The organism is Streptomyces pristinaespiralis, from assembly GCF_001278075.1.
GTDB classification, from domain to species: Bacteria; Actinomycetota; Actinomycetes; order Streptomycetales; family Streptomycetaceae; genus Streptomyces; species Streptomyces pristinaespiralis.
Map to the genome: position 1 here is coordinate 3,586,925 of NZ_CP011340.1, position 21,427 is coordinate 3,608,351.

18 protein-coding genes and 1 tRNA gene are annotated in these 21,427 nt (G+C 71.8%); 7 read left to right on the forward strand and 12 right to left on the reverse strand.

All coding sequences use genetic code 11. The features are described from left to right. The first annotated feature begins 7 nt into the window (after positions 1 to 7). Both SPRI_RS14960 and SPRI_RS14965 read left to right on the forward strand, forming a co-directional pair. Positions 8 to 751 (forward strand): isocitrate lyase/PEP mutase family protein, encoded by a 744-nt coding sequence (locus SPRI_RS14960; protein WP_053556999.1) that lies wholly within the window; start codon positions 8 to 10, stop codon positions 749 to 751. Positions 752 to 801: 50 nt separating this feature from the next. Continuing rightward, the gene (locus SPRI_RS14965) at positions 802 to 1,134 is read left to right on the forward strand and encodes a hypothetical protein (protein ID WP_086025641.1); all 333 of its coding nucleotides are present in this window, start codon (positions 802 to 804) and stop codon (positions 1,132 to 1,134) included. Positions 1,135 to 1,212: 78 nt separating this feature from the next. On the opposite strand, the gene SPRI_RS14970 is transcribed toward SPRI_RS14965, so the two are convergent. The 5 genes from SPRI_RS14970 to SPRI_RS14990 all read right to left on the reverse strand — a co-directional run bounded on the left by SPRI_RS14970 (position 1,213) and on the right by SPRI_RS14990 (position 8,425). Next, the gene (locus SPRI_RS14970) at positions 1,213 to 2,175 is read right to left on the reverse strand and encodes an ABC transporter substrate-binding protein (protein ID WP_005313194.1); all 963 of its coding nucleotides are present in this window, start codon (positions 2,173 to 2,175) and stop codon (positions 1,213 to 1,215) included. Positions 2,176 to 2,250: 75 nt separating this feature from the next. Further along, positions 2,251 to 4,287 (reverse strand): ABC transporter permease, encoded by a 2,037-nt coding sequence (locus SPRI_RS14975; protein ID WP_037776405.1) that lies wholly within the window; start codon positions 4,285 to 4,287, stop codon positions 2,251 to 2,253. A gap of 52 nt (positions 4,288 to 4,339) precedes the next feature. After that, complete coding sequence (locus SPRI_RS14980) at positions 4,340 to 5,395, reverse strand: quaternary amine ABC transporter ATP-binding protein (RefSeq protein ID WP_005313200.1); 1,056 nt, start codon at positions 5,393 to 5,395, stop codon at positions 4,340 to 4,342. Further along, complete coding sequence (locus SPRI_RS14985) at positions 5,395 to 6,921, reverse strand: GMC family oxidoreductase (protein ID WP_005313203.1); 1,527 nt, start codon at positions 6,919 to 6,921, stop codon at positions 5,395 to 5,397. Before SPRI_RS14985 ends, SPRI_RS14980 begins: the two co-directional genes overlap by 1 nt. 16 nt (positions 6,922 to 6,937) lie before the next feature. Then, on the reverse strand, positions 6,938 to 8,425 hold the full coding sequence (locus SPRI_RS14990; RefSeq protein ID WP_005313206.1) for an aldehyde dehydrogenase family protein: 1,488 nt from the start codon (positions 8,423 to 8,425) through the stop codon (positions 6,938 to 6,940). A gap of 322 nt (positions 8,426 to 8,747) precedes the next feature. Between SPRI_RS14990 and SPRI_RS14995 the strand changes: the two genes are divergently transcribed. Further along, entirely contained in the window at positions 8,748 to 9,461 is a 714-nt protein-coding gene (locus SPRI_RS14995) for a DUF6882 domain-containing protein (protein WP_005313210.1), read from the forward strand. A gap of 2 nt (positions 9,462 to 9,463) precedes the next feature. On the opposite strand, the gene SPRI_RS15000 is transcribed toward SPRI_RS14995, so the two are convergent. Next, a complete protein-coding gene (locus SPRI_RS15000; protein WP_005313213.1) occupies positions 9,464 to 9,985 on the reverse strand; it encodes a hypothetical protein in 522 nt (173 codons plus the stop codon). A gap of 151 nt (positions 9,986 to 10,136) precedes the next feature. Between SPRI_RS15000 and SPRI_RS15005 the strand changes: the two genes are divergently transcribed. The 3 genes from SPRI_RS15005 to SPRI_RS15015 all read left to right on the forward strand — a co-directional run bounded on the left by SPRI_RS15005 (position 10,137) and on the right by SPRI_RS15015 (position 13,281). Continuing rightward, positions 10,137 to 10,799, forward strand: a complete 663-nt coding sequence (locus SPRI_RS15005; protein WP_005313215.1) for a GOLPH3/VPS74 family protein — start codon at positions 10,137 to 10,139, stop codon at positions 10,797 to 10,799. A gap of 85 nt (positions 10,800 to 10,884) precedes the next feature. Beyond that, positions 10,885 to 10,956, forward strand: a tRNA-Pro gene (locus tag SPRI_RS15010). A gap of 3 nt (positions 10,957 to 10,959) precedes the next feature. Then, positions 10,960 to 13,281 carry a hypothetical protein gene (locus tag SPRI_RS15015; RefSeq protein ID WP_005313218.1) on the forward strand — a complete coding sequence of 774 codons (2,322 nt, stop codon included), beginning with the start codon at positions 10,960 to 10,962 and terminating at the stop codon, positions 13,279 to 13,281. A gap of 215 nt (positions 13,282 to 13,496) precedes the next feature. Here SPRI_RS15015 and SPRI_RS15020 read toward each other — a convergent pair whose 3' ends face one another. The 6 genes from SPRI_RS15020 to SPRI_RS15045 all read right to left on the reverse strand — a co-directional run bounded on the left by SPRI_RS15020 (position 13,497) and on the right by SPRI_RS15045 (position 20,618). After that, a complete protein-coding gene (locus SPRI_RS15020; protein ID WP_053557000.1) occupies positions 13,497 to 14,879 on the reverse strand; it encodes a B12-binding domain-containing radical SAM protein in 1,383 nt (460 codons plus the stop codon). 119 nt (positions 14,880 to 14,998) lie between these two features. Next, positions 14,999 to 15,988: a malate dehydrogenase gene (locus tag SPRI_RS15025; RefSeq protein WP_005313224.1), complete on the reverse strand. Its 990-nt coding sequence runs from the start codon at positions 15,986 to 15,988 to the stop codon at positions 14,999 to 15,001. Between the two features lie 182 nt (positions 15,989 to 16,170). Then, positions 16,171 to 17,424 carry an XRE family transcriptional regulator gene (locus SPRI_RS15030; RefSeq protein ID WP_053557001.1) on the reverse strand — a complete coding sequence of 418 codons (1,254 nt, stop codon included), beginning with the start codon at positions 17,422 to 17,424 and terminating at the stop codon, positions 16,171 to 16,173. 276 nt (positions 17,425 to 17,700) lie between these two features. Then, complete coding sequence (locus SPRI_RS15035) at positions 17,701 to 18,930, reverse strand: NADP-dependent isocitrate dehydrogenase (RefSeq protein ID WP_005313231.1); 1,230 nt, start codon at positions 18,928 to 18,930, stop codon at positions 17,701 to 17,703. A 111-nt stretch (positions 18,931 to 19,041) separates the two neighbouring features. Then, the gene (locus tag SPRI_RS37140; protein ID WP_078535275.1) at positions 19,042 to 19,731 is read right to left on the reverse strand and encodes a DUF3017 domain-containing protein; all 690 of its coding nucleotides are present in this window, start codon (positions 19,729 to 19,731) and stop codon (positions 19,042 to 19,044) included. A 17-nt stretch (positions 19,732 to 19,748) separates the two neighbouring features. Next, a complete protein-coding gene (locus SPRI_RS15045; RefSeq protein WP_005313237.1) occupies positions 19,749 to 20,618 on the reverse strand; it encodes a bifunctional methylenetetrahydrofolate dehydrogenase/methenyltetrahydrofolate cyclohydrolase in 870 nt (289 codons plus the stop codon). A 246-nt stretch (positions 20,619 to 20,864) separates the two neighbouring features. On the opposite strand from SPRI_RS15045, the gene SPRI_RS15050 reads away from it, so the two are divergent. After that, positions 20,865 to 21,392 (forward strand): hypothetical protein, encoded by a 528-nt coding sequence (locus SPRI_RS15050; protein WP_005313239.1) that lies wholly within the window; start codon positions 20,865 to 20,867, stop codon positions 21,390 to 21,392. The last annotated feature ends 35 nt before the right edge of the window (positions 21,393 to 21,427 follow it).

Consider the following 21,427-nt stretch of genomic DNA (forward strand, 5'->3'; position numbering starts at 1 on the left):
GATCACGATGACCGCGACCGCGGGGGCGTTCCGCGCCCTGCACCACGGCCGGGAGGCCGGGGATCCGCTCGTACTGCCGGGGCCGTGGGACGCGGCGAGTGCCCGCGTCTTCGCCGACGCGGGCTTCCCGGCGCTGGCCACACCGAGCGCGGGGGTCTCGGCGTCCCTCGGCCACGAGGACGGCGAGGCGCCCGCGGACGAGATGTTCGCGGCCGTCGCCCGTATCGCACGGGCCGTCGACGTCCCCGTGAGCGCCGATGTCGAGGACGGCTACGGCTTGGCGCCGAAGGAGCTGGTGGCACGGCTCCTCGACGCGGGGGCGGTCGGCTGCAACCTGGAGGACACGGACCGCTCGACGAAGCGCCTCAAGGACCCGCGGGCGCACGCCGACTGGCTGTCGGAGGTCCGTGCGGAGGCGGGCGGGGAACTGTTCGTGAACGCCCGCGTGGACACGTTCCTGCACGGGGTGAGCGACCCCGCGCAGGCCGTGGCCCGTATCCGGCTGTATGTCGCGGCGGGCGCGGACTGCGTCTACCCGATCACCGCGCCGTCCGCGCGGCTGCCGCTGTTGCGTGCCGCCACCGACGCACCGATCAACGTGTCCGCGCCCGCGTCGGCCCCACCGCTGGCCGAGCTCGGCCGGCTGGGCGCGACGCGGATCACCTTCGGCCCCGGTCTGCACCGGCGGACGCAGGCGGCGGTGGCGGACATCGCCCGCGAGTTGTACGGGCGGGGGGCGGCCAATCTCTGAAGATGCTCAACTCCGGTTGTTCCCGGCCGGTCCCGGGAGACGATCACTTCATGCTGGGACTCACGAAGAAGGAACTGTCGGTGATCGTGCTGCGCGACGCGGACGGCATCGAGGCCGCTGTCCACGCCGCGCTGGAGCATGCCGCACCGGAGGAACGGCCGGGGCTGGAGCGCGCCCTGGCCGTCGTCGCGGAGGCGTCCGCGGCGACGGACGAACAGCTGCGGGCCCGCTGGGTCGAGCAGCGCATGGAGGCGGCGGGGGTGCGCGGCCCGGCTGACTCGGTCGAGGCGATCAAGGCGCTGCGCGAGGCGGCTCCGGGCCTGAGCCTCCTGTCCGCGGTGCAGCTGGCGAGGTCCGCGGAGTCCGTGCGCCGCAGCGCGTGAGGATGCGCGGTGCCCCACCGGCCGTCGGGCCGGCGGGGCACCGGACGCGGCCCGCCCGTGCGGGCGGGGCCGCGAAGGTCACTTCTTCGGCAGCCACTGCTTCCAGGTCGCCTCGTTGGCCTTGACCCACTTCTCGGCGGCCGCCTCCGGGCTCATCTTCTCCCCGGCGATCATCTGCGCGACCTCGTTCTGCTGCTCGGTCGTCCACTTGAAGTTCTTCAGGAACTCGGCCGCCTCGCCGCCGTTCTTGGCGAAGTCCGCGTTGAGGAACTTCTGCAGCGGTGTGTTCGGGTAGGCGCACGCGATCTTCTTCGGGTCGGCGTCGCAGCCCTCCTTGTACTCGGGCAGCTTCACCTCGACGAGGTCGACCTGCGCGTTCAGCCACTGCGGGGTCCACCAGTACGTCAGGAAGGGCTTCTTCGCCTTCACGTACTTCTGGATGGCCGTGATCTGCGCCGCCTCGGAACCCGCGTAGTTGGTCTTCAGGTTCAGCCCGAGGTTCTTGATGATCGCGTCGTCGTTGGTGACGTAGTCGGGCGATCCCTCGAGGAGTTCACCCTTGCCGCCGCTCTCAGCGGTGGCGAGCTCCTTGGCGTACTTGTCGAGGTTCTTCCAGTCCGTCACGTCGGGGTGCTTGTCGGCGAAGTACTTCGGCACGAACCAGCCGATGTGTCCTTCGACCCCGAGGTCGCCGCCCTTGACGACGGTCTTCCGGTCCTCGACGTACTGCTTCTCCTCCTTGGGGTGTCCCCAGTCCTCCATGATCGCGTCGATGTCGCCCTTGGAGAGGGCGTCCCAGGCGAGCACCTCACCCATCTGCTGGGTCTTGACCTTGTAGCCGAGCTCCTCCTCCAGGATGTAGGACGCGACGGCCGTGTTGGCCTGTGCGCCGACCCAGGAGGGGACGGTCAGCTTCACGGTCTTCTCGCCGCCGGCCGCGTCCTGGCTCTTGCCGGTCTCCGCGGCGCTGCACGCGCTCAGGGAGAGGACGCCGAGGGCGGCGGCGACGGCGGTGGTGCGGAGGGTTCTGGTGCGGTTCATGGTGGTGCTCCTGCTGTGAGTGAGGGGACGTGAGTGGTACGTGGGCGGGGCGCGCCGGTGTGCGCGCGGGGCCGTTCAGGCCCGTTTGCGTGCCGGTTGGGTGATCCGGTCCAGTACGAGACCGAGGCAGACGATCGCCACTCCGGCCGTCATCCCGAGACCCATCTCGCCGCGGGAGAGGCCCTTGACGACGTCGTAGCCGAGGGCCCCGCCGCCGACGAGGGCGCCGACGACGACCACGGCGAGGACCAGCACGACCCCCTGGTTGACGGCGAGCTGGAGCGCGGGGCGGGCGAGCGGCAGCTGGACCCTGAGGAGTTGCTGCCGGGTCGACGCGCCGAGCGACCGGGAGGCCTCCAGGGCGGCGGGGTCGACCTCGCGCAGGCCCTGGGCGGTGATGCGGACGACCGCGGGCAGCGCGTACACGACGGCCGCGACGATCGCGGAGACGCGGGCGACCCCGAAGAGGGCGACCACCGGGATGAGGTAGACGAACTGCGGCATCGTCTGCATGGCGTCGAGCACCGGCCGCAGCCAGCGTTCCAGCCGTCCCGCACGGGCGCAGAGGATGCCCGCGAGGACGCCGAGGAACAGGGTGACGACGAGCGCGGCGAGCACCTGGGAGAGCGTGTCGAGGGACTTCGTCCACACACCGAGCACCCCGATCGCGGCCATGGCGAGCGTGGCGGTCAGCGCCGTCATCCAGGTGCCGACGAGCCAGGCCAGGGCGGCGACCAGCAGCAGCACCGCCCACCACGGCAGCGCGGTCAGGCCGTCCCTCATGGGGTTGAGGACCCACAGGGTGAAGTGCTCCGACCAGGTCTCCGTGCCGCCGAGCACCGGGATGCCGGACGAGAGGTTCTCGGTGATCCAGACCTGGGCCTTGTTGACGGGCGTGGAGATGGCGAACGTCCAGCCGTCGGGCCACGACGTGCCGGCCACGAAGCGCAGCAGCACGGCCGCGGCGACGCCGCCGCCTGCCAGCGCCCAGCCGGAGCGGCCGTGCAGCAGGCCGCCGCCGGGGGCGCTCCGGCCGATCCGGTCGCCGGCTGCCGCGGTCGTACGGTCGAGCCAGACGGCGATCAGCACGATGGGAATGCCGGCGGCGAGCGCCTTGCCCACGTCCACCGTGGACAGGGCCGAGTAGACCTCCTCGCCGAGGCCGCCCGCGCCGACGAGTGCGGCGATGACGACCATCGAGAGCGCCATCATGATCGTCTGGTTGAGGCCGAGGAGCATCTGCTTGCGGGCCAGCGGCAGCCGGGCCGTGCGCAGCCGCTGCCACGCGTTCGCGCCGAGCGACGTGGACGCCTCCAGCACCGCGGGGTCGGCGCCGCGCAGACCGAGCGTGGTCAGGCGCGCCATGGGCGGGGCCGCGTAGATGACGGTGCAGAACAGGGCGGCGGGCGTGCCGGTGCCGAAGACCAGCACGAACGGCAGCAGGTAGGCGAAGGCCGGCAGCACCTGCATGGTGTCGAGCACCGGCCGCAGCAGGCGGTCGACCCGGTCGGAGAGCCCTGCCGCCAGTCCGATGAGCACGCCCAGCAGCGCGGCGCAGGTCACGGCCACGACCATCAGGGCGATGGTGAGCAGGGTGGCGTCCCACATGCCGAGCAGCCCGCACACGGCGAACGCGCCGAAGGCGGTCGCCGCGACCTTGACGCCGCTGCGTCCGAGCCCCGCCGCACGCCAGGCGAACAGCACGCCGGCGGCGAACACACCGGTCCAGCCCATGGCGTCGAGCGCGTTGTAGACGCCGCTGACGGCATCGGTGGCGGTGTTGGACAGGTGCAGCAGGAAGTACAGGAACAGCGGGTGGCTGTCCCGGTTGTCGATGACCCACTTGTTGGCGTCGTCGAGCGGGCCGGAGATGTCGACGCTCAGCGCGCCGGGCCACGGGCCGCTGCCCCACACGACCGCCGACAGCGGTACGAGTACGGCCGCGAGCGCGGCGAGCACCAGCAGTTTGCCCTTGACGGGATGGCGCATCAGATCACGGAAGGACCGTCCGGTGGACCGGTCCGCCTTCCCCTGCGTCTTCACCGTCGCGGGAGCCGTATCGGCCTTCTCCGGAGTCTCGTCGGAGGCGGGTGTGGTGACCGCTGCGGTCATCGCGGCCACCGCCCCTCCGTCGCCCGGTGGTGGCGCGTACGCGTGGTGGGGATCATGCGGCCACCGCCTTGGTGCCGGGCACGCCGGCGACCACGCCGAGCAGCGCCGCGTGGTCCACCACCCCCAGGCACCTGCCGTCCTCGACGACGCGCGCGGTCTCGCCGGTGCGGGCGACGGCCTCGATGGCCTCGAAGACGGTCGCCCCGGGGGCGAGCGCCGGGCCGGCCTCCGCCTCCGCCGCCCGGGCGGGGCGCATGGCCGTGCGCACGGTCATGACCTGCTCGCGCGGCACATCGCGGACGAAGTCGCGCACGTAGTCGTCGGCCGGCTCGCCGACGATCTCCTCGGGGGTGCCGAGCTGCACGATCCGGCCGTCGCGCATCAGGGCGATCCGGTCGCCGATCTTGAGCGCCTCGCTCAGGTCGTGCGTGATGAAGACCATCGTGCGGCCCTCCTCGCGGTGCAGCCGGACGACCTCCTCCTGCATGTCGCGGCGGATCAGCGGGTCCAGCGCGCTGAACGGCTCGTCGAACAGCAGGACCTCGGGGTCGACCGCCAGGGCGCGCGCCAGGCCGACGCGCTGCTGCTGGCCGCCGGACAGCTGGCCGGGACGGCGGGACTCCATGCCCTCGAGGCCGACCTTGGCGACGAACTCGGCCGCCCGTTCGCGGCGTTCCGCGCGGCCGACGCCCTGGATCTCGAGGCCGTAGGCGACGTTGTCGAGCACCGATCGGTGCGGCAGCAGCCCGAAGTGCTGGAACACCATGGACGCGCGGTGGCGGCGCAGTTCGCGCAGCCGTCCGGCGTCCATCGACATGACGTCCTCGCCGTCGATGGAGATGGCGCCGGACGTCGGCTCGATCAGCCGGGTGAGGCAGCGCACCAGCGTCGACTTGCCGGAGCCGGACAGGCCCATGACGACGAAGACCTCGCCCTTGCGGACGTCGAAGGAGACGTCACGCACGGCGGCGGTGCAGCCGGTGCGCTCGCGCAGGCCGGCGGCGTCGAGGGCGCCGAGCTCGGGGTCGGCGGGGACCCGGCCGGCCTTGGGGCCGAAGACCTTCCACAGATCGCGTACGGAGAACACAGGTGTCGGCGGCGTACTCATCAGGCGTTACCTCCCAGCAGGTCCGCGCATTTCTCCCCGACCATCAAGACGGTGATCATCGGGTTGACGGCCGTCATCGTCGGGAAGACGGACGCGTCGGCGATCCGGACGCCGGTAAGGCCACGGATCTTCAGATCGGGGCCGACGACGGCGAGTTCGTCGTCGGCCGCACCCATCCGGCAGGTGCCGGCCGGGTGGTAGACGGTGTGCGCGACCTTGCGCGCGTACTCGCTGATCTCCTCGTCGGACTTGACCTCGGGGCCCGGGCAGACCTCCCGCTTCAGCCAGCCGGCCAGCGGCTCCCGCTTCGCGATCTCCCGGGCGATCCTGATGCCGTCGACGAGCGTGCGGCCGTCGTAGTCGTCCTCGTCGGTGAAGTACCGGAAGTCGAGGGCGGGTTTGACCTCGGGGTCGGCGCTGGTCAGGTAGAGGCGGCCGCGGCTGCGGGGCTTGGGGATGTTGGGAGTCATCGACACGCCGTGCGCGGGGCGTTCGTAGCCGAGGCGCTCCGGGTTGTCGGTGAAGGGGATCTGGTAGAAGTGGAACATCAGGTCGGGGCCCGCGGACGCGGGGTCCCGCCGTACGAACAGCCCGGCGTCGCTGTCCATCGCGGAGTTCTCCGGGATGGGCCCGTGGGTCTCCCAGACGATGACCGACTCGGGGTGGTCCAGCAGGTTCTCGCCGACGCCCGGCAGGTCGTGCACCACGGGTATGCCGAGCTTCTCCAGATCGGCGCGCGGACCGATGCCGGAGTGCATCAGCAGCCGGGGCGTGTCGACGGCGCCCGCGCAGACGAGCACTTCGCGACGGGCCCGTACGGTCCGCTCCTCGCCGTCCTTGGCGCGTACGTGCACTCCGGTGGCGCGCGTGCCGTCCAGCTCCAGCCGGTACGCCCAGGTCTCCAGGGCGATGTGCAGGTTCGGCCGGTCGAGGAATGGGTGCAGATAGGCGACGGACGCCGACGAGCGCTTGTTGTTCTCGGGGTGGTAGGCGAGGTCGAAGAAGCCGACGCCCTCGTGGAAGGGCTGTGCGTTGAAGCTCTCGATGCGCGGCACTTCGAGGGCGGTCCGCGCGGCGTCGACGAAGTCGCGGGCGATGGCGTTCCGGTCCGCCTCGTCGACGGGGACGATGTTGTTGCGCAGCTTGTGGAAGTACGGGTCCATGGCCGCGGCGTCCCAGCCCTCCGCGCCCGCGCCCGCCCACTCGTCCCAGTCGGACGGCAGCGGCTTGAAGGCGATGAGGGTGTTGTGGGACGAGCAGCCGCCGAGCACCCGGGCGCGGCTGTGGCGGATGTGCGAATTGCCGCGCGGCTGTTCGGTGGTCGGGTAGTCGTAGTCGAGCTCACCGCCGAGCAGGCCCATCCAGCGCCGCAGGGTCAGCACGTCGTCGCGGCCGACGTCGCTCGGGCCGCCCTCGATGACGGCGACGGTCACGCCGGGGTCCTCGGTGAGCCGGGAGGCGATCACCGAACCGGCGGTGCCGCCGCCGACGACGACATAGTCGTACTCGTGAATGTGGTCGGTCATGGTGTGTTTCCCTGCCTCAGCCCGCGAACCAGCGCACGGGGCGCGGGGCGAGGTTCTGGTAGATGTGCTTCGCCTCGCGGTACTCGGCGAGGCCGGCGGGTCCCAGCTCACGGCCGGTGCCCGACTTGCCGAAGCCGCCCCACTCCGCCTGCGGCAGGTAGGGGTGGAAGTCGTTGATCCAGACGGTCCCGTGCCGCATCAGCCGCGCCATCCGGCGGGCGCGTCCGGCGTCGGACGTCCAGACGGCACCGGCGAGGCCGTACTCGGTGTCATTGGCGAGGGCGAGCGCCTCTTCCTCGGTGCGGAAGGTCTCCACGGTCAGGACGGGACCGAAGATCTCCTCGCGGATGACGCGCATGGACCGGTGGCAGTGGTCGAGGACGGTGGGCCGGTAGAAGAAGCCCGGTCCCTCCGGCCGCTCGCCGCCGGCCCTCAGCACCGCGCCCTCGGCCAGCGCGGAGGCCACGAACTCCTCGGTCCTGGCGAGCTGCTGGGCGGAGACGAGGGGGCCGCACTCGACGCCGTCCTCGGTTCCGCGTCCGATGCGGATCTTCTCGGCCCTGCGGGCGAGTTCGGCGACGAACCGCTCGCGCAACGACTCCTCCACGATGAGCCTGGAACCCGCGGAGCAGACCTGGCCGCTGTGGATGAACGCGGCGTTGAGCGCCTGGTCGACGGCCGTGTCGAACCCGTCGGGCGTGGCGCAGGCGTCGGCGAAGACCACGTTGGGGTTCTTGCCGCCGAGTTCGAGGGCGACCTTCTTGACGGTGTCGGCCGCGGCGCGGGCGACCTTCGTGCCGCTGACGAGCCCGCCGGTGAAGGACACCAGGTCCACATCGGGGTGCTCGGCCAGCCGGGCGCCGACGGGGTCGCCGGCTCCGGTGACGATGTTCGCGGCGCCGGGCGGCAGTCCCGCCTCGATCAGCAGCTCGATCAGGGCGACGGTGGTCAGCGGCGTGATCTCGCTGGGCTTGATCACCAGGGTGTTGCCCGCCGCGAGCGCGGGGGCGATCTTCCAGCTGGCCTGGAGCAGCGGATAGTTCCAGGGGGTGATCAGCGCGCAGACGCCGACGGGCTCGTGCACGACCACGCTGTGGATGTCGTCGGAGCCTGCGTCGACGACACGGCCGCCGCTCTCGTTCATGACGAGGTCGGCGAAGTAGACGAAGGCGTCGCGTACGCAGTCGACGTCGACGCGCCCCTCTTCGAGGGTCTTGCCGGCGTCCTGGCTCTCCAGCGCGCCGATCTTCTCGCGGTCCCGCTCGAGCAGCGCCGCTACGCGCCGGAGCAGCGCGGCACGCTCAGCGACGGGGGTACGCGGCCAGGTGCCGTCGTCGAACGCGGCACGCGCGCAGGCGACGGCGTCATCGGTGTCGGCGACACCGCCCTCCGCCACGACGGCGAAGACGCTCCCGTCGGCGGGGTCGATGATGTCGCGGGTGGCGCCGGAGACGGCGAAACGCCACTCCCCGCCCACATGGATGGTCTGTTGTACTGCCGACACGTCGCGTTTTGGCCTTTCGTTCCCGTTTTGTCCGACACCGGGTCACACCCCGGCGATCTGGCCGCCTGCCCCCGGAACCAAGAACCATGCGGAACGGTTGACGGAACGTGACCCGGCTCACGAAGCGCCCGGCGCACCCGATCACCCGCGCCGACGGATCACGGGGCCGCCCGGACCCCGCCCGCACCGCCGGACCGCCCGGATCCCGACCCCGCCCGCGCCGCCGCATCGCGACATGTCGAGGTGGGCATAAAGGGGCGAATGTGACCACGGTCACCAGCCGCGTGGAGCCGTCCCCACCCGGCCTCATAGGGTCAGGTACATGACCGCGAAGTTCAGTGATCCGTTCCTCGGCCTCACCGCGCAGCACGCCGCCTGGGGCGCGGAACAACTCGAGACGTTCAACGAGTTCATGCCGATGGGCGAGTGGAGTGCCGACCTCGGGCAGTGCCTCTACCGGCAGTCCGGACGGGAGCTGAGGATCTCGCTCCTCGGGTCCTTCGACGTCAACGAGCACTCATGGCTGTGGGCCTGGGCCAACCCCGGCTTCGCGGGTTCACCGGTGGTCGCCGCGGCGGAACGGCTCCGCGCGTACGGGCAGGCTCACGGCCTGAGCGAGTTCACGGAGGAGCTCGTCCCCCTCGCCGGCCACGACGACCCCCGCCGCGCCGTCGAGACCCTCGCGTTCACGGCGATGGGCGTGCTCGGGGCCGCCGGGTACATCGGCGTACAGGCGAGCCCCGACGGACGCGCCTACATGGTTCCGGACGATCCGCAGGTCCCCCGCGCCGAACCGGACGCCATCACCATGCCGCGTGTCCTGCTCACCGGCGCGGGCCTCGTCGGCGGATCCGCACGCCGGGTCGTCGCCGGGTACTTCGACCACCACGACCTGCCGCAACGCCATAGCGACGACAAGTTGAGCGCGGGGCTCCCCGACGGCGGCACGGTCGACGTCCTCTTCGACGACCTCGACCGGATCGCCTCCGTGCACGTCAACACGGGCGCCCCCGCGGTGGCACAGCCGGGCGGCTGAGCTCAGCGCCTCCCGGCCGCTCCGAGGTCCCGCCGGGCGCCCGCACGCGCGAAGGCGGCGCCCGCCCCGGTCACCGCGGCGAGGACGAGCAGCACCGCGATCGACGGATTGACGAAGGCCGGCACGAAGTCGTGCGTGTAGCCGTCCGACCAGCGGCAGACCGAACTCACCGGGAACAGGCTGTCCCGCATGTTCCCGAGGTCCGGCCGGTCCACCGGCGAGGAGTACCCGTAGCGCTGCTGCGCGCAGGTGTACCACTCGTTCTCCAGCCGGATGGCGCACATGAGTCCGAACAGCTGGATCGCCAACGCGACCGCCACGCACGCCAGCGCCACGTCCCGGAGCGTCCCCGCGCGGCTCGAGGCGCTGAAGCGGCCGCGCGCGACGAACGCCGGGAAGAGATACGCGCACAAGGTGATCAGCACCAGCAGGCCCAGGATCACGAGAGAGAAGACGGCCAGTGGGTTCTGGCCGGTGTCCGTGGCCAGTTGGACGGTGCCGGGTGTCGCGGTGGTCGAGGACATGAGCCTCATCCTGCGTCACCGTCGCCCGGCCCGCCGCACGTTCCACCTCCTGGAACGGCCTGCGGCGGTCCGGACGCCGTCGTGCACGGAACCGCACGGAGGTCCCGGCCGTCCCAATGATCAAGAGACCGACGGACAAAAGGGGGCCCGCATGGCGGTCACGCTGGGCGAGGAGATCATGCTGCTGTCACTGGACGACGAGTCCGGTGCGGCGAAGGACCGGCAGTCCGCGGGGTGGGCCGTGGCGGGCGGCATCCTGCTCGACCTGGTCATGGCCGGACGGGTCTCGGTGGACGACGGCCGGGTGCGCGTCACGGACCAGGCGCCCACCGGTGTCGCCCTCCTCGACGGACGCCTCGAACAGCTCGCGGCCTGGGCGGGGCGCAGGAGCAGGCCCCCGAAGGTCACGGACTGGCTGACGAAGGACCACTCCAAGGCGGTGACCGCCACGATCGAGAGCCTGCGTGAGCGTGGCCTCGTGGCACAGGAGCAGCACAAGGTCCTGGGCCTGTTCCCGGTGAAGCGATACCCGGAGGCGGACGGGGCGGCCGAACGCGAGCTCCGGGAGCGCCTGGCCGCCGTCGTCCTCGAGGGCGGCGCCCCCGACGACCGGACCGCGGGCCTGGTCGCACTGATCCACTCGGCGAAACTGCACCGCCTCGCCTTCCCCGGCGTGCCGCGCAAGGAGCTCTCCGCGCGGATGTCCGAGATCTCCGAGGGCCAGTGGGCGGGCGAGAGCGTCCGCAAGGCCATCCGCGACATGCAGGCGGCGATGGTCGCGGTCACGGTGGTCACAGCGGCGGCGGCGGGCTGACGCCCCGGCAGCTCCGTACCGGCCCCGCGTCGCCTCCAAATCCGGTGGCACACCGGGCCGGCAGGTGGCTAGCGTTCCGGAGCATCGACGTGTAGCTCAGCAGCAGAGCGCCGGGCTCGGGACCCGGAGGGCGCGGGGGCGGGACCCGCCACGTCGGCTTATGAACGAGAACGCTGAGAAGCAGCCCCTCACCGCAGCGCCGTCGTACGTGTACGGGCAGTTGACCAAGGCCTTCACCACCGCGCTGACGCACCAGGACGCCGGGACACGCAACCGCGCGCAGGAGCGGATACGTCGCTGGCGCGACGTGATCGACAAGATGGCCGACGGACGGCTGCGGATCGGCTCCCGCACTCCGGTCGCCGGCCTGCCCGCCTGGGTCACCCCCGAGGTCGTCCACGGCGGGTTCGTGACCGGAAGCCCCGCCGCGGGCGGCCCCCTGCTGCCGTACGAGGCGGAGGCCGCCCGCGAGGCCGGCGTGCCCGCCGAACGCAGGGCGCTGTTCGACCACTTCCTGACCGAGCCCGGCCTCGTCACCCTGTGGGACCTGCTGGACAGCGGACGCTACTCGGTGGACGTGCCGGAGGAGGCGGCGCTGCTCACGGTGGCGTGGCTGGTCCGCGCGGGCGACGTCACCCGTGCGCTCGAACCCGTCGGCGTCCTGGAGCCGTTCGCGGGCAGACTGCGTCTCCTGCCGCGGCCGTCGGACGCCGCCGCGCCGGACACCCTGGCCGTGCACCGCCGCACCGTCGACGACGCCGGCCGGGCCCTCGCCCGCCGCGGGACGAACGTGGCGGTGGAGACACAGCGGGAGGCGCTGACGGTCTGGCTGCCGTTCTCGGACGAACTGCTCGCGCACTGGCTGGAGACGACGGGGCCGGGCGAGGTCCCCTCCGACCGCGACTGGCTCGAGCGTGGCGCGGAACTGCTGCGGCGATACCGGTCGTTGGCGCAGGAGCACACGCTCTGCGGCAAGCACCGCCGCCCCAAGGAGAACCTGGCCGTCCTGCGCGGCGCGCTGGAGGAGGTCGTCGCGGGGCTTCCGCTGGACGCCCGCCGGCTCGGTCTGCTGCGGCACGCCGTCGCATCCATGGTCCGCAAGCGCGGCACGCCGGGCTCCCGAGCGCACACCGCGCTGCGCCGGCAGCAGGCGGAACAGGCGGCGCTGCCTTCACACCACGCGCTGGCGCAGGTCGTGCTCCGCCGTCTCACCGGGCTGCCCCCGCACGTCGGTGCGGCGGACGTCGCTCCGCTCGTCACCCCGGTGACGCTCCACGAGTACCGGGACACCGGCCTGCCCGCCGGTACGGAGATCCCCGCGGCGATCCGCCAGGTCGTCGAGGGCGCGCTCAGCGCTCCGATCGGCACCCTCGTGGAACGCGGCGTGGTGCCGTCCGCCGAGGTGCTGGCCGAGCTCGTGCCGCAACTGGTCGCCGCGACGACGGCGCAGGCGTACGAGGAAGAGTCGCTGCGCACGCTGATGGCCGCGGCGTACCGGGCCTTCCGCAACCGGCGCTCCCTGCTGCTGCTCGACCTGGAGCGGCAGGTCCGGATCGAGGAACTGCCATGGGTACAGGCGGTGGCCGACCGGCGCGGGAACGGGCCTGCCACCGAGGAACCCGCCCTGGCCGCCCTGCGGCAGCTCGGCGAACTGGCCGTGCGTGCGTTCCCCGGCACGCTGCTGCCCAACCCGCTCGTACGCGAGCTCGGCGTGCTCGCCCGCCAGGCGGACCTGGGCGCGCCGCTGGTGGAGGAACTGGCCGCGGACATCTTCATGGGAACCTTCGGCCCGAAGTTCCTCCGGGCGGCCCGGGACGCAGCCGAGCTGCTGCGCGGCACGCTGTACGAGCGCTACTACGGGATCAACTACGCCGTCGTCCGCAACATGGCGATCGCCGAGACGGGCGAGGCGCTGACCAGGTCGTACGGTGCGCGGACCTCTCCCGGCTTCACGAGGCTGTGCACGGAAAGGGCCGGTCCCGGCGGGCACGGCTCCGTGGCGGCGAACGGAAAGGTCATCGAGCAGGCGCAGATCCTCACCACCCACAATCTCGCGACCCTGGTGCTGCGCGCCGGGATCCTGCCGGAACCGGGCTGGGAGGACCTGGCCCGCCGCTGCTTCCACAGCGTGTGCGTGCTGACCACACGGGTCCACGGCAACCCTCGCCCGCTGGGCACGATCAAGGACGCGGCCTACGCCTGGCGGCAGATGCTCTTCCACCTGTCGCTGTGCACGGCGGACGAACAGCAGCGGGTCCTCGACGGGCTGGACGACGAAACGGCCCGGCACCCCCGGCACGTCGCCGCCCGCCTCGCACCGGCGCTCGCGGGACTGCGCCTGGTCGCCGCGGGCGCCACGTTCGACGCGGACGGCACAGCGGACACCGGCCGGGCCCGCCGCCTCCTGGCCTGGACCACCACCCCCCACTGGCTCGGCGCGAACCCCCTGCCGACCTCACGCCACACCCCGGACCACGGCTGAGCCGTCTCGGACCGACGTCCGCACCTGCGGCCGGGCACGCCGAGCCCGGTCGCGGCGGAGCAGCCGGTCCCGGCAGCTCCGTACCGGCCCCGCGTCGTCCCGGCCACCGGCTCCACAGCCGCCGGGCGCGCCACACCGGCCCGACGCCGCCACACCAGCCCGACCGCCGCCGCGCCGGCCTGGGCCCCGCGGGGCCCAGGCCGGCGCGGCGCGGGTCATGCCGCCTTACGGCCGCCGAACGCCGCGAGTGTGCGCTCCAGCGCGGGCATCGCGCGGACCGTGCGGCGGGAGCGGATCAGCATGTCCCACGCGGGCTCGAACTTCTTCCAGCCGCCCGCGTACGCGAGGTGCCGCATCCGCTCGTGCGGCCCGGGCTGGGCGGAGGCGCCGCGCCAGATGTTGGACCAGCGGTAGAAGTCGCGGTAGGCCCGCCAGTAGCCGTCCTCCAACTGCTGAGGGGTCATGCCCTTGGGCCGGTAGACCACATGGCGGGTGTCGTACAGGTCCCAGTCGCGGTGCACGATGCGGTCCTCGGCCTCCATCTGCTTCCACAGCCCCGTGGACGGATACGGCGTCATGATGTGGAACGTCGCCGTCTCGATGCCCTGCTCCACGGCCCACTCCACCGTGCGGTCGAAGACGTCGGGGCCGTCCTGGTCGAGGCCGAAGACGAAGCTGGCGTTGACCATGACGCCCGCGTCATGGAGCCGGCGGACCGCCGCGCCGTAGTCCTTGCCGATGTTCTGGTTCTTGCGGCGCTCCGCCAGGTTCGCGTCGTTGACGGTCTCGAAGCCGACGAACAGGCTGCGCAGGCCCGCCTCCACCGCGCGTTCCAGAAGACCCGGCTGCAGTACGGAGTTGACCGTGCCGGCCGCCTGCCAGAGGCGGCCCATGCCGGCCATGCCGTCGAACAGGGCCTCGGCGAAGCGCCGGTTGCCCAGCAGATGGTCGTCGAGGAAGTAGAGATGGCGCCCCGGCAGGCGCTCGATCTCCGACAGGGCGTCGTCGACGGTCTGCGTGTAGAAGGACTTGCCGCCCTCGAAGAAGGCGTCCTTGTAGCAGAAGTCGCAGTGGTGCGGACAACCGCGCGAGACCACGATCGAGTTGGGGACGAGGTAGAGATGGCGCTTGATCAGGTCGCGGCGCACCGGCGGCAGGCCCGCCAGGGTGCGCTGCGCCGTGGAGTCGTAGCGCCGCGCCGCCGCGCCGTCGCGGAAGTCCTTCAGGAACAGCGGCCACTGCTCCTCCCCCGGGCCGGTGAAGATGGTGTCCGCGTGCCGCGCGGCCTCGTCCGGCAGCGAGGTGACGTGCAGCCCGCCCATCGCCACGTGCACGCCCCGCGCACGGAAGTGGTCGGCTATCTCGTAACTGCGGCGCGCCGAGGTGATGTACGGCTGGAGCACCAGCAGGTCGGGGCTGGGCAGGGCCTCGATGTCGATGCGCTCGACGTGCTCGTCGTACAGCGTCACCTCGTCCGACTCGTCGAGGTACCCCGCGAGGGTCGCGAGGCCGAGCGGCGGGAACAGCGAGTACTTGATGGGACGGAAGAGCGGACTGGTCGCTTCGGTCAGGGCCGGGAGGATCATCATCACGCGCATGACAGCCGAGACTGCGTAGACCTGTCCCGCAGTTCCCGCACGCACGTACGCCCCGGCAGCACGGGGCTGCCGGGGCGTGGTGTGAGCGCCTGACGCCGCGGACGTCCGCGGCGCGGGGGTCAGAGGAGGCCGAGCTCGCGGACCGCGTCGCGCTCCTCCTCGAGCTCCCGCACGGACGCGTCGATGCGCGTACGCGAGAACTCGTTGATGTCCAGGCCCTGGACGATCTCGTACTTGCCGTCCTTGCAGACGACCGGGAAGGAGGAGATCAGGCCCTCCGGAACACCGTAGGAGCCGTCCGACGGGATACCCATGGAGGTCCAGTCACCCTCGGCGGTGCCGTTGACCCAGGTGTGGATGTGGTCGATGGCGGCGTTCGCGGCCGAGGCGGCGGACGACGCGCCACGGGCCTCGATGATCGCGGCGCCGCGCTTGGCGACGGTCGGGATGAAGGTGTCGGCCAGCCACTGCTCGTCGTCGACGATCTCCGCGGCGCTCTTGCCGGCGATCTCCGCGTGGAAGATGTCCGGGTACTGGGTGGCGGAGTGGTTGCCCCAGATGGTGAGGCGCTTGATGTCGGAGACGGAGGCGCCGGTCTTGGCGGCCAGCTGCGAGATCGCGCGGTTGTGGTCGAGGCGGGTCATCGCGGTGAAGCGCTCGGCCGGTACGTCCGGGGCCGCGGCCTGGGCGATGAGGGCGTTGGTGTTGGCCGGGTTGCCGACGACGAGGACACGGACGTCGTCCGCGGCGTTGTCGTTGATGGCCTTGCCCTGGGGCTTGAAGATGCCGCCGTTGGCGGAGAGCAGGTCGCCGCGCTCCATGCCCTTGGTGCGGGGGCGGGCGCCGACGAGGAGGGCGACGTTGGCGCCGTCGAAGCCGACGTTCGGGTCGTCGGTGATCTCGATGCCCTTGAGCAGCGGGAAGGCGCAGTCGTCGAGCTCCATGGCGGTGCCCTCTGCGGCCTTGAGTCCCTGCGGGATCTCGAGCAGGCGCAGCTTGACCGGCACATCCGCGCCGAGCAGGTGGCCGGAGGCGATGCGGAAGAGCAGCGCGTAGCCGATCTGGCCGGCCGCGCCGGTCACGGTGACGTTGACGGGAGTGCGGGTCATGGCGATCTCCGTAAGACAGCTGGCGGTGGGCAACACTGCCCCTCGTACGGGACCTCTCGTCCACGCCCGAGGTGAATCTTGACGTGAAGAGATTTCCAGCGGTCAGGCTATCCGACCCGGGCCCGGACCGATCCACGCCCCCTTGTGGCGCGTCTCACCCCTTCCGCGCCACAAGGGATGTGTCACGGCGCGGTGGTGCACCCCTCACTGCCGGTCGTCAGCGTGGCGCACGCCTTGGCATCGGCCGGGTCGGGCGCGGCCGCCATCGGCGTGTACGCGTCCTTGTCCGCGTTGACCAGGGCGCTCTCCTGGACCTTGCCGCCGACGGCTATCCGCACCGCGTCCCCGACGGCCGCCTTGGTGATACGGGCCCATGCCGCGCCGCACACCTGGCTGTGCCGGACCTCTATCACCGCCGTACCGACGGTGGCCGTCGAGACGGTCTTCGCGTACTCGCCGCCGCAGCCCATGATTTCGGGGTCCTGGCCCGCACAGTCGGCGCCGTTGCACTTCACCCCGGCGGGCAGCTCCGGTGCGGTGGTGGCGGGCGCGGTCGAGGGGCTGCGTGTGGCCCGGTCCTCGCGCCCGTCACCGCCGTCGCCGTTGACGAGGAACCAGCCGCCCGCGCCCACGATGAGCACGCTCACCACGGCGGCCGCGACGAACGGGCCTCTACGGGGGCGCCTGGCCGCCGGGCGCCCGTCCGCGTCCCCGGGCGCGGGGGGTGCGGGATTGCCGTGACCGGCGGGCCCGGTGGGGCCGGCATGGGGGCCGGCGCCTGTGGCCCCGGGAGCGCCGTACCCGGCAGGGCCCGTGGGACCCGGATAGCCGTACCCGGCAGGGGCGGTGGGGCCGGTGGCGCCCGGATAGCCGTACCCGGCGGGGGCGGTGGCGCCCGTGGGCCCCGGATAGCCGTACCCGGCGGGGGCCGTGGCGCCCGTTGCACCGGTGGGGCCGGGGTAGCCGTAGGCGCCGGGCCGGGCCTGGCCGCCGTACCCGGAGCCGTGCGCGCCGGGGCCCTGCTGCCCGGGCCGGCCGCCCGGGGGCCGTGAGCCCGCGGCGGGGCCGCCGTACGGGCCGGTGGCGGGCCCGGCCGTGGGACCGGCGAGCGCCTCACGCGCCTGCGAGATCCGTATCGCTTCCATCGTCATGTCGTGACGCGCCTCTGCCCGGCTCCAGGCACGTTCCGCCAGCTCCCACATGGTGGTCACATGGCCGGTGTCGGTGCCGGTCACCTCGGCGAGCGCGACGGCCGCGCCCTTGGGCGCGAGCAGCCGTCCGTTGAGATACCGCTCCCAGGACGTCTTGCTGTACCCGGTGCGGTCGGAGACCGCCGCGATGCTCAGTCCGCTGCGGTCGACCAGCCCACGCAGCTGGCCGGTGAACTCACGTACCTCCGGGTCCAGCCCTTCGGGCAATTCCCTCCAACGAGGCATTGGTACTTCCCCCTTGTCCCCCGTATGCGCTTTGTATACCCCCCGTGGCCTCCGACGGTCCTCGGACGCGGCCCCAGTGTCGCATCCGTAGCACGACGATCACACCGTGGCGGAATGGTCACTTCCGTGCCACAGGCCACAGTCGTCCCTTGAACCGATTTGGCGCGTCCATGACCCTTGAAACACGACGGCGCCCGTCCTCCCTCGGGGGAGAGGACGGGCGCCGTCTCCCGTTCCGCCGTGCCGCGTCCCGCCGCCCGGCCCGGCGAGGCCCGTTCACGGTGCCAGGCGGTCGGCCATCTTCTTCTGCAGCCCGGCGTCCAGCGTGTCCAGGAACTGTTCCGTCGTCTGCCACGGCTGGTTGGGCGAGATCAGCAGGGCGAGGTCCCGGGTCATCTGACCGCCCTCGACGGTCTCCGCACACAACTGCTCCAGCACCCCGGCGAACCAGATCACCTCCGGTGTGCCGTCCAGCCTTCCCCGGTGGGCGAGTCCGCGCGTCCACGCGTGGACGGAGGCGATGGGGTCGGTCGAGGTCTCCCGGCCCTGCTGGTGGCGTCGGTAGTGGCGGGTGACCGTGCCGTGCGCCGCCTCCGACATGACGGTCCTGCCGTCGGCCGACATGAGCACCGAGGTCATCAGCCCGGGCGAACCGAACCCCTGCGACACCAGCGCCGACTGGACGTCACCGTCGTAGTTCTTGCACGCCCAGAGGTAGCCGCCCTCCCCCCTGAGCACCGAGGCCACCATGTCGTCGATCAGCCGGTGCTCGTAGGTGAGGCCCGCCCGCGCGAACTCCGCCTTGAACTCGGCGTCGAAGACCTCCTGGAAGATGTCCTTGAACCGGCCGTCGTACCTCTTGAGGACCGTGTTCTTGGTGGCCAGCCGGACCGGGTAGCCGCGGGCCAGGCCGTAGCGGAACGAGGCGCGCGCGAAGTCGCGGATCGAGTCGTCGTGGTTGTACATGGCGAGCGCCACGCCCGGCCCGGGGAAGTCGTGCACCTCCAGCTCGACCGGATCGGAGCCGTCCCTGGGCGTGTACGTCATCGTCAGCGTGCCGGGGCCGGGCACCTTCAGATCGGTGGCCCGGTACTGGTCCCCGAAGGCGTGTCTGCCGACGACGATCGGCTTCGTCCAGCCGGGGACGAGCCCGGGGACGTTCTCCAGGATCACCGGCTCGCGGAAGACGACGCCGCCGAGGATGTCGCGGACGGTTCTGTTCGGCGAGCGGTACATCGCCTTGAGGTTGAACTCCTCGACCCGCGCCTCGTCGGGCGTGATCGTGGCGCACTTGACGCCGACGCCGTGCCTCCTGACGGCTTCGGCGGCGTCCAGTGTCACCTGGTCACCGGTGGCATCGCGCTGCTGGATGCCCAGGTCGAAGTACTTCAGCTCGACATCGAGATACGGCAGGATCAGCCTGTTCCTGATGAACTGCCAGATGATGCGGGTCATCTCGTCGCCGTCGAGCTCGACGACGGGACCGGCTACCTTGATCTTGGCCATCGGGTGAACGTCCCTCTCGCGCGTCGACCGGCCCGATGTCACTGTGAGTGACACCGGGCCATCTCGACTTCAAGCTACTCGCGCGAGAGGCCGACCCCTTGGACCCGGGCGCTAACGCACCGTGAAATGAACCGCGTCCTCGAGGAACGGCACGTCCAGCCACGGTTTCGGCTGCGCCACCAGGGCGAGCAGCACGATCACCGTTCCGAGCAGCCCGTAAGTGATCATGTCCGTGAAACGGGAGCGGACGGCGAGCATGCCGACGGACGGCGTGACGCGGCGCAGCACGGCACCGAGGACGAGAGCGGCGCCGATCAGCATCGTGCCGACGCGGAAGGCGTCGGCGAAGGCGTCGGTGCCGACGATCAGCAGGCCGACGCCTGTCAGGGAGAGCACCGTGAGCAGCGGCCACTGCCGTGCCGGGGCGGGCGCGTCCCTCGGCGCGGCACGTCCGCCGCCCTCGGGCCGTGCGGTGTCCAGCGTGACGGCGGGCGGCCTGCGCGAGCCGGCCTTGCGGTCGGGGTCCGCGTCGTCGGCGTCGTGTCCCTCGACCGCCGTGCCGTCGCCGTGACCGGCTCCGGCCTCGTCCTCGGCGGCGCCGGACACGGGGTCCGCGCAGGACGCACCGGAGTGCGACGGGGCACCGGCCTCCTCGGAGGAGGCACCGGACGTGCCGGACGCCGCATCCGCCCCGGCTGCCGTCGCCGGAGCGGTGCGATCCTGGCCGGCCTCGTCCGGAGCCGGGGCGCCGTCACCCTCACCCGGGCCGCGGGTGCCGCTGCTGTCCGCGCGTACCACCATGGGTCAGCCTCTTCCCGTCAGGCCGCGGACTCGGCCGACGCCGCGCGCTCGGCCGCCTCGACCACGTTCACCAGCAGCTGCGCGCGCGTCATCGGGCCCACACCGCCCGGGTTCGGGGCGACCCAGCCGGCCACCTCCGCGACACCGGGGTGGACGTCGCCGACGATCTTGCCGTTCTCGTCACGGCTGACGCCGACGTCGAGCACGGCCGCGCCCGGCTTGACGTCCTCGGGCAGGATCAGGTGCGGCACACCGGCCGCCGCGACGATGATGTCCGCCTGGCGCAGGTGGGCGGAGAGGTCACGCGTGCCGGTGTGGCACTGCGTCACGGTGGCGTTCTCCGACTTGCGGGTCAGCACCAGCGGCATCGGCCGCCCGATGGTGATGCCGCGCCCGACGACCACGACGTTCGCGCCCTTGATCTCCACGCCGTGGTGGCGCAGCAGCTGGACGATGCCGTACGGCGTGCAGGGCAGCGGTCCCTCGATGCCCAGCACCAGCCGGCCGAGGCTCACCGGGTGCAGCCCGTCAGCGTCCTTGGCCGGATCCATCAGCTCCAGGACGCGGTTCGCGTCGATGCCTTTGGGAAGGGGGAGTTGGACGATGTAGCCGGTGCACTCCGGGTTCTCGTTGAGCTCCCGTACGACCGCCTCGATCTCTTCCTGCGTGGCGGTGTCGGGCAGTTCGCGCTGGATCGACGCGATGCCGACCTGCGCGCAGTCGCGGTGCTTGCCGTTGACGTACCAGCGGCTGCCCGGGTCGTCCCCGACGAGCAGGGTGCCGAGACCGGGTGTGATCCCCCGCTCCTTGAGGGCCGCCACCCGGGCGGTCAGGTCGGACTTGATCGCGGCTGCGGTGGCCTTGCCATCGAGAATCTGGGCAGTCATACCCCCATCCTCCCGGATGGACCCGCCCCGGTTCCAATCCGCCCGGTCTCCGTCTCGACGGGCGGATGGCCGAGAGGTTGCACTTGCACAACACCTGTGGATACCGGCTGGACAAAAAGTCCACTCTCAGACGACGATGAGCCGCGCAGTGCCGCGGGCAGTGCCGGGGGGCAAAAACAGTAAAAACAGCACAGTTCCTCCGCTCGGGCCGCGTCGTCCCCGCATTTCCACACGGAGGAACCCGCCATGAGCTTCGGCGACCCGAACAACCCCTACAGCCAGCAGCCCGGCTACGGCTACCCGCAGGCACCGCCGGTCCAGCCCTACGGCGGCGGCTTCCCGACCGGCCCGCAGGAGATGCCGGGCGGCGTCAAGGCGGCCCGCGTGATGCTCTACATCATCGCGGGCTTCCAGCTGATCGGCACGATCCTGTTCGCGCTCAGCGCGGTGGCCATCGGCAAGGCGAAGGACGACCCGGCGCTCAGGGACGACGTCCAGTTCCAGGACCTCGCCGAGTACTCGTCGGGCGTCCTGTGGCTGCTCACGCTGCTGGTGCTGGCCTGGGGCGTCTTCGCCATAGTCCTCGCCGTCAAGTTCGGCAGCGGCGGCAACGGCATCCGCATCGCTGCGATGGTGTTCGGCATCATCACCGCCATCCTGGGCATCTACCCGTTCATCCTCGTGGGTCTGGTGCACACCGTCCTGGCGATCCTCGTGACCGTGTTCGTCGGCAAGTCCGACGGTGGCGCCTGGTTCAACCGCCAGCGCGTGTGAGTCCCGCACTCGACACAGGCCGAAGGCCGTGAAAC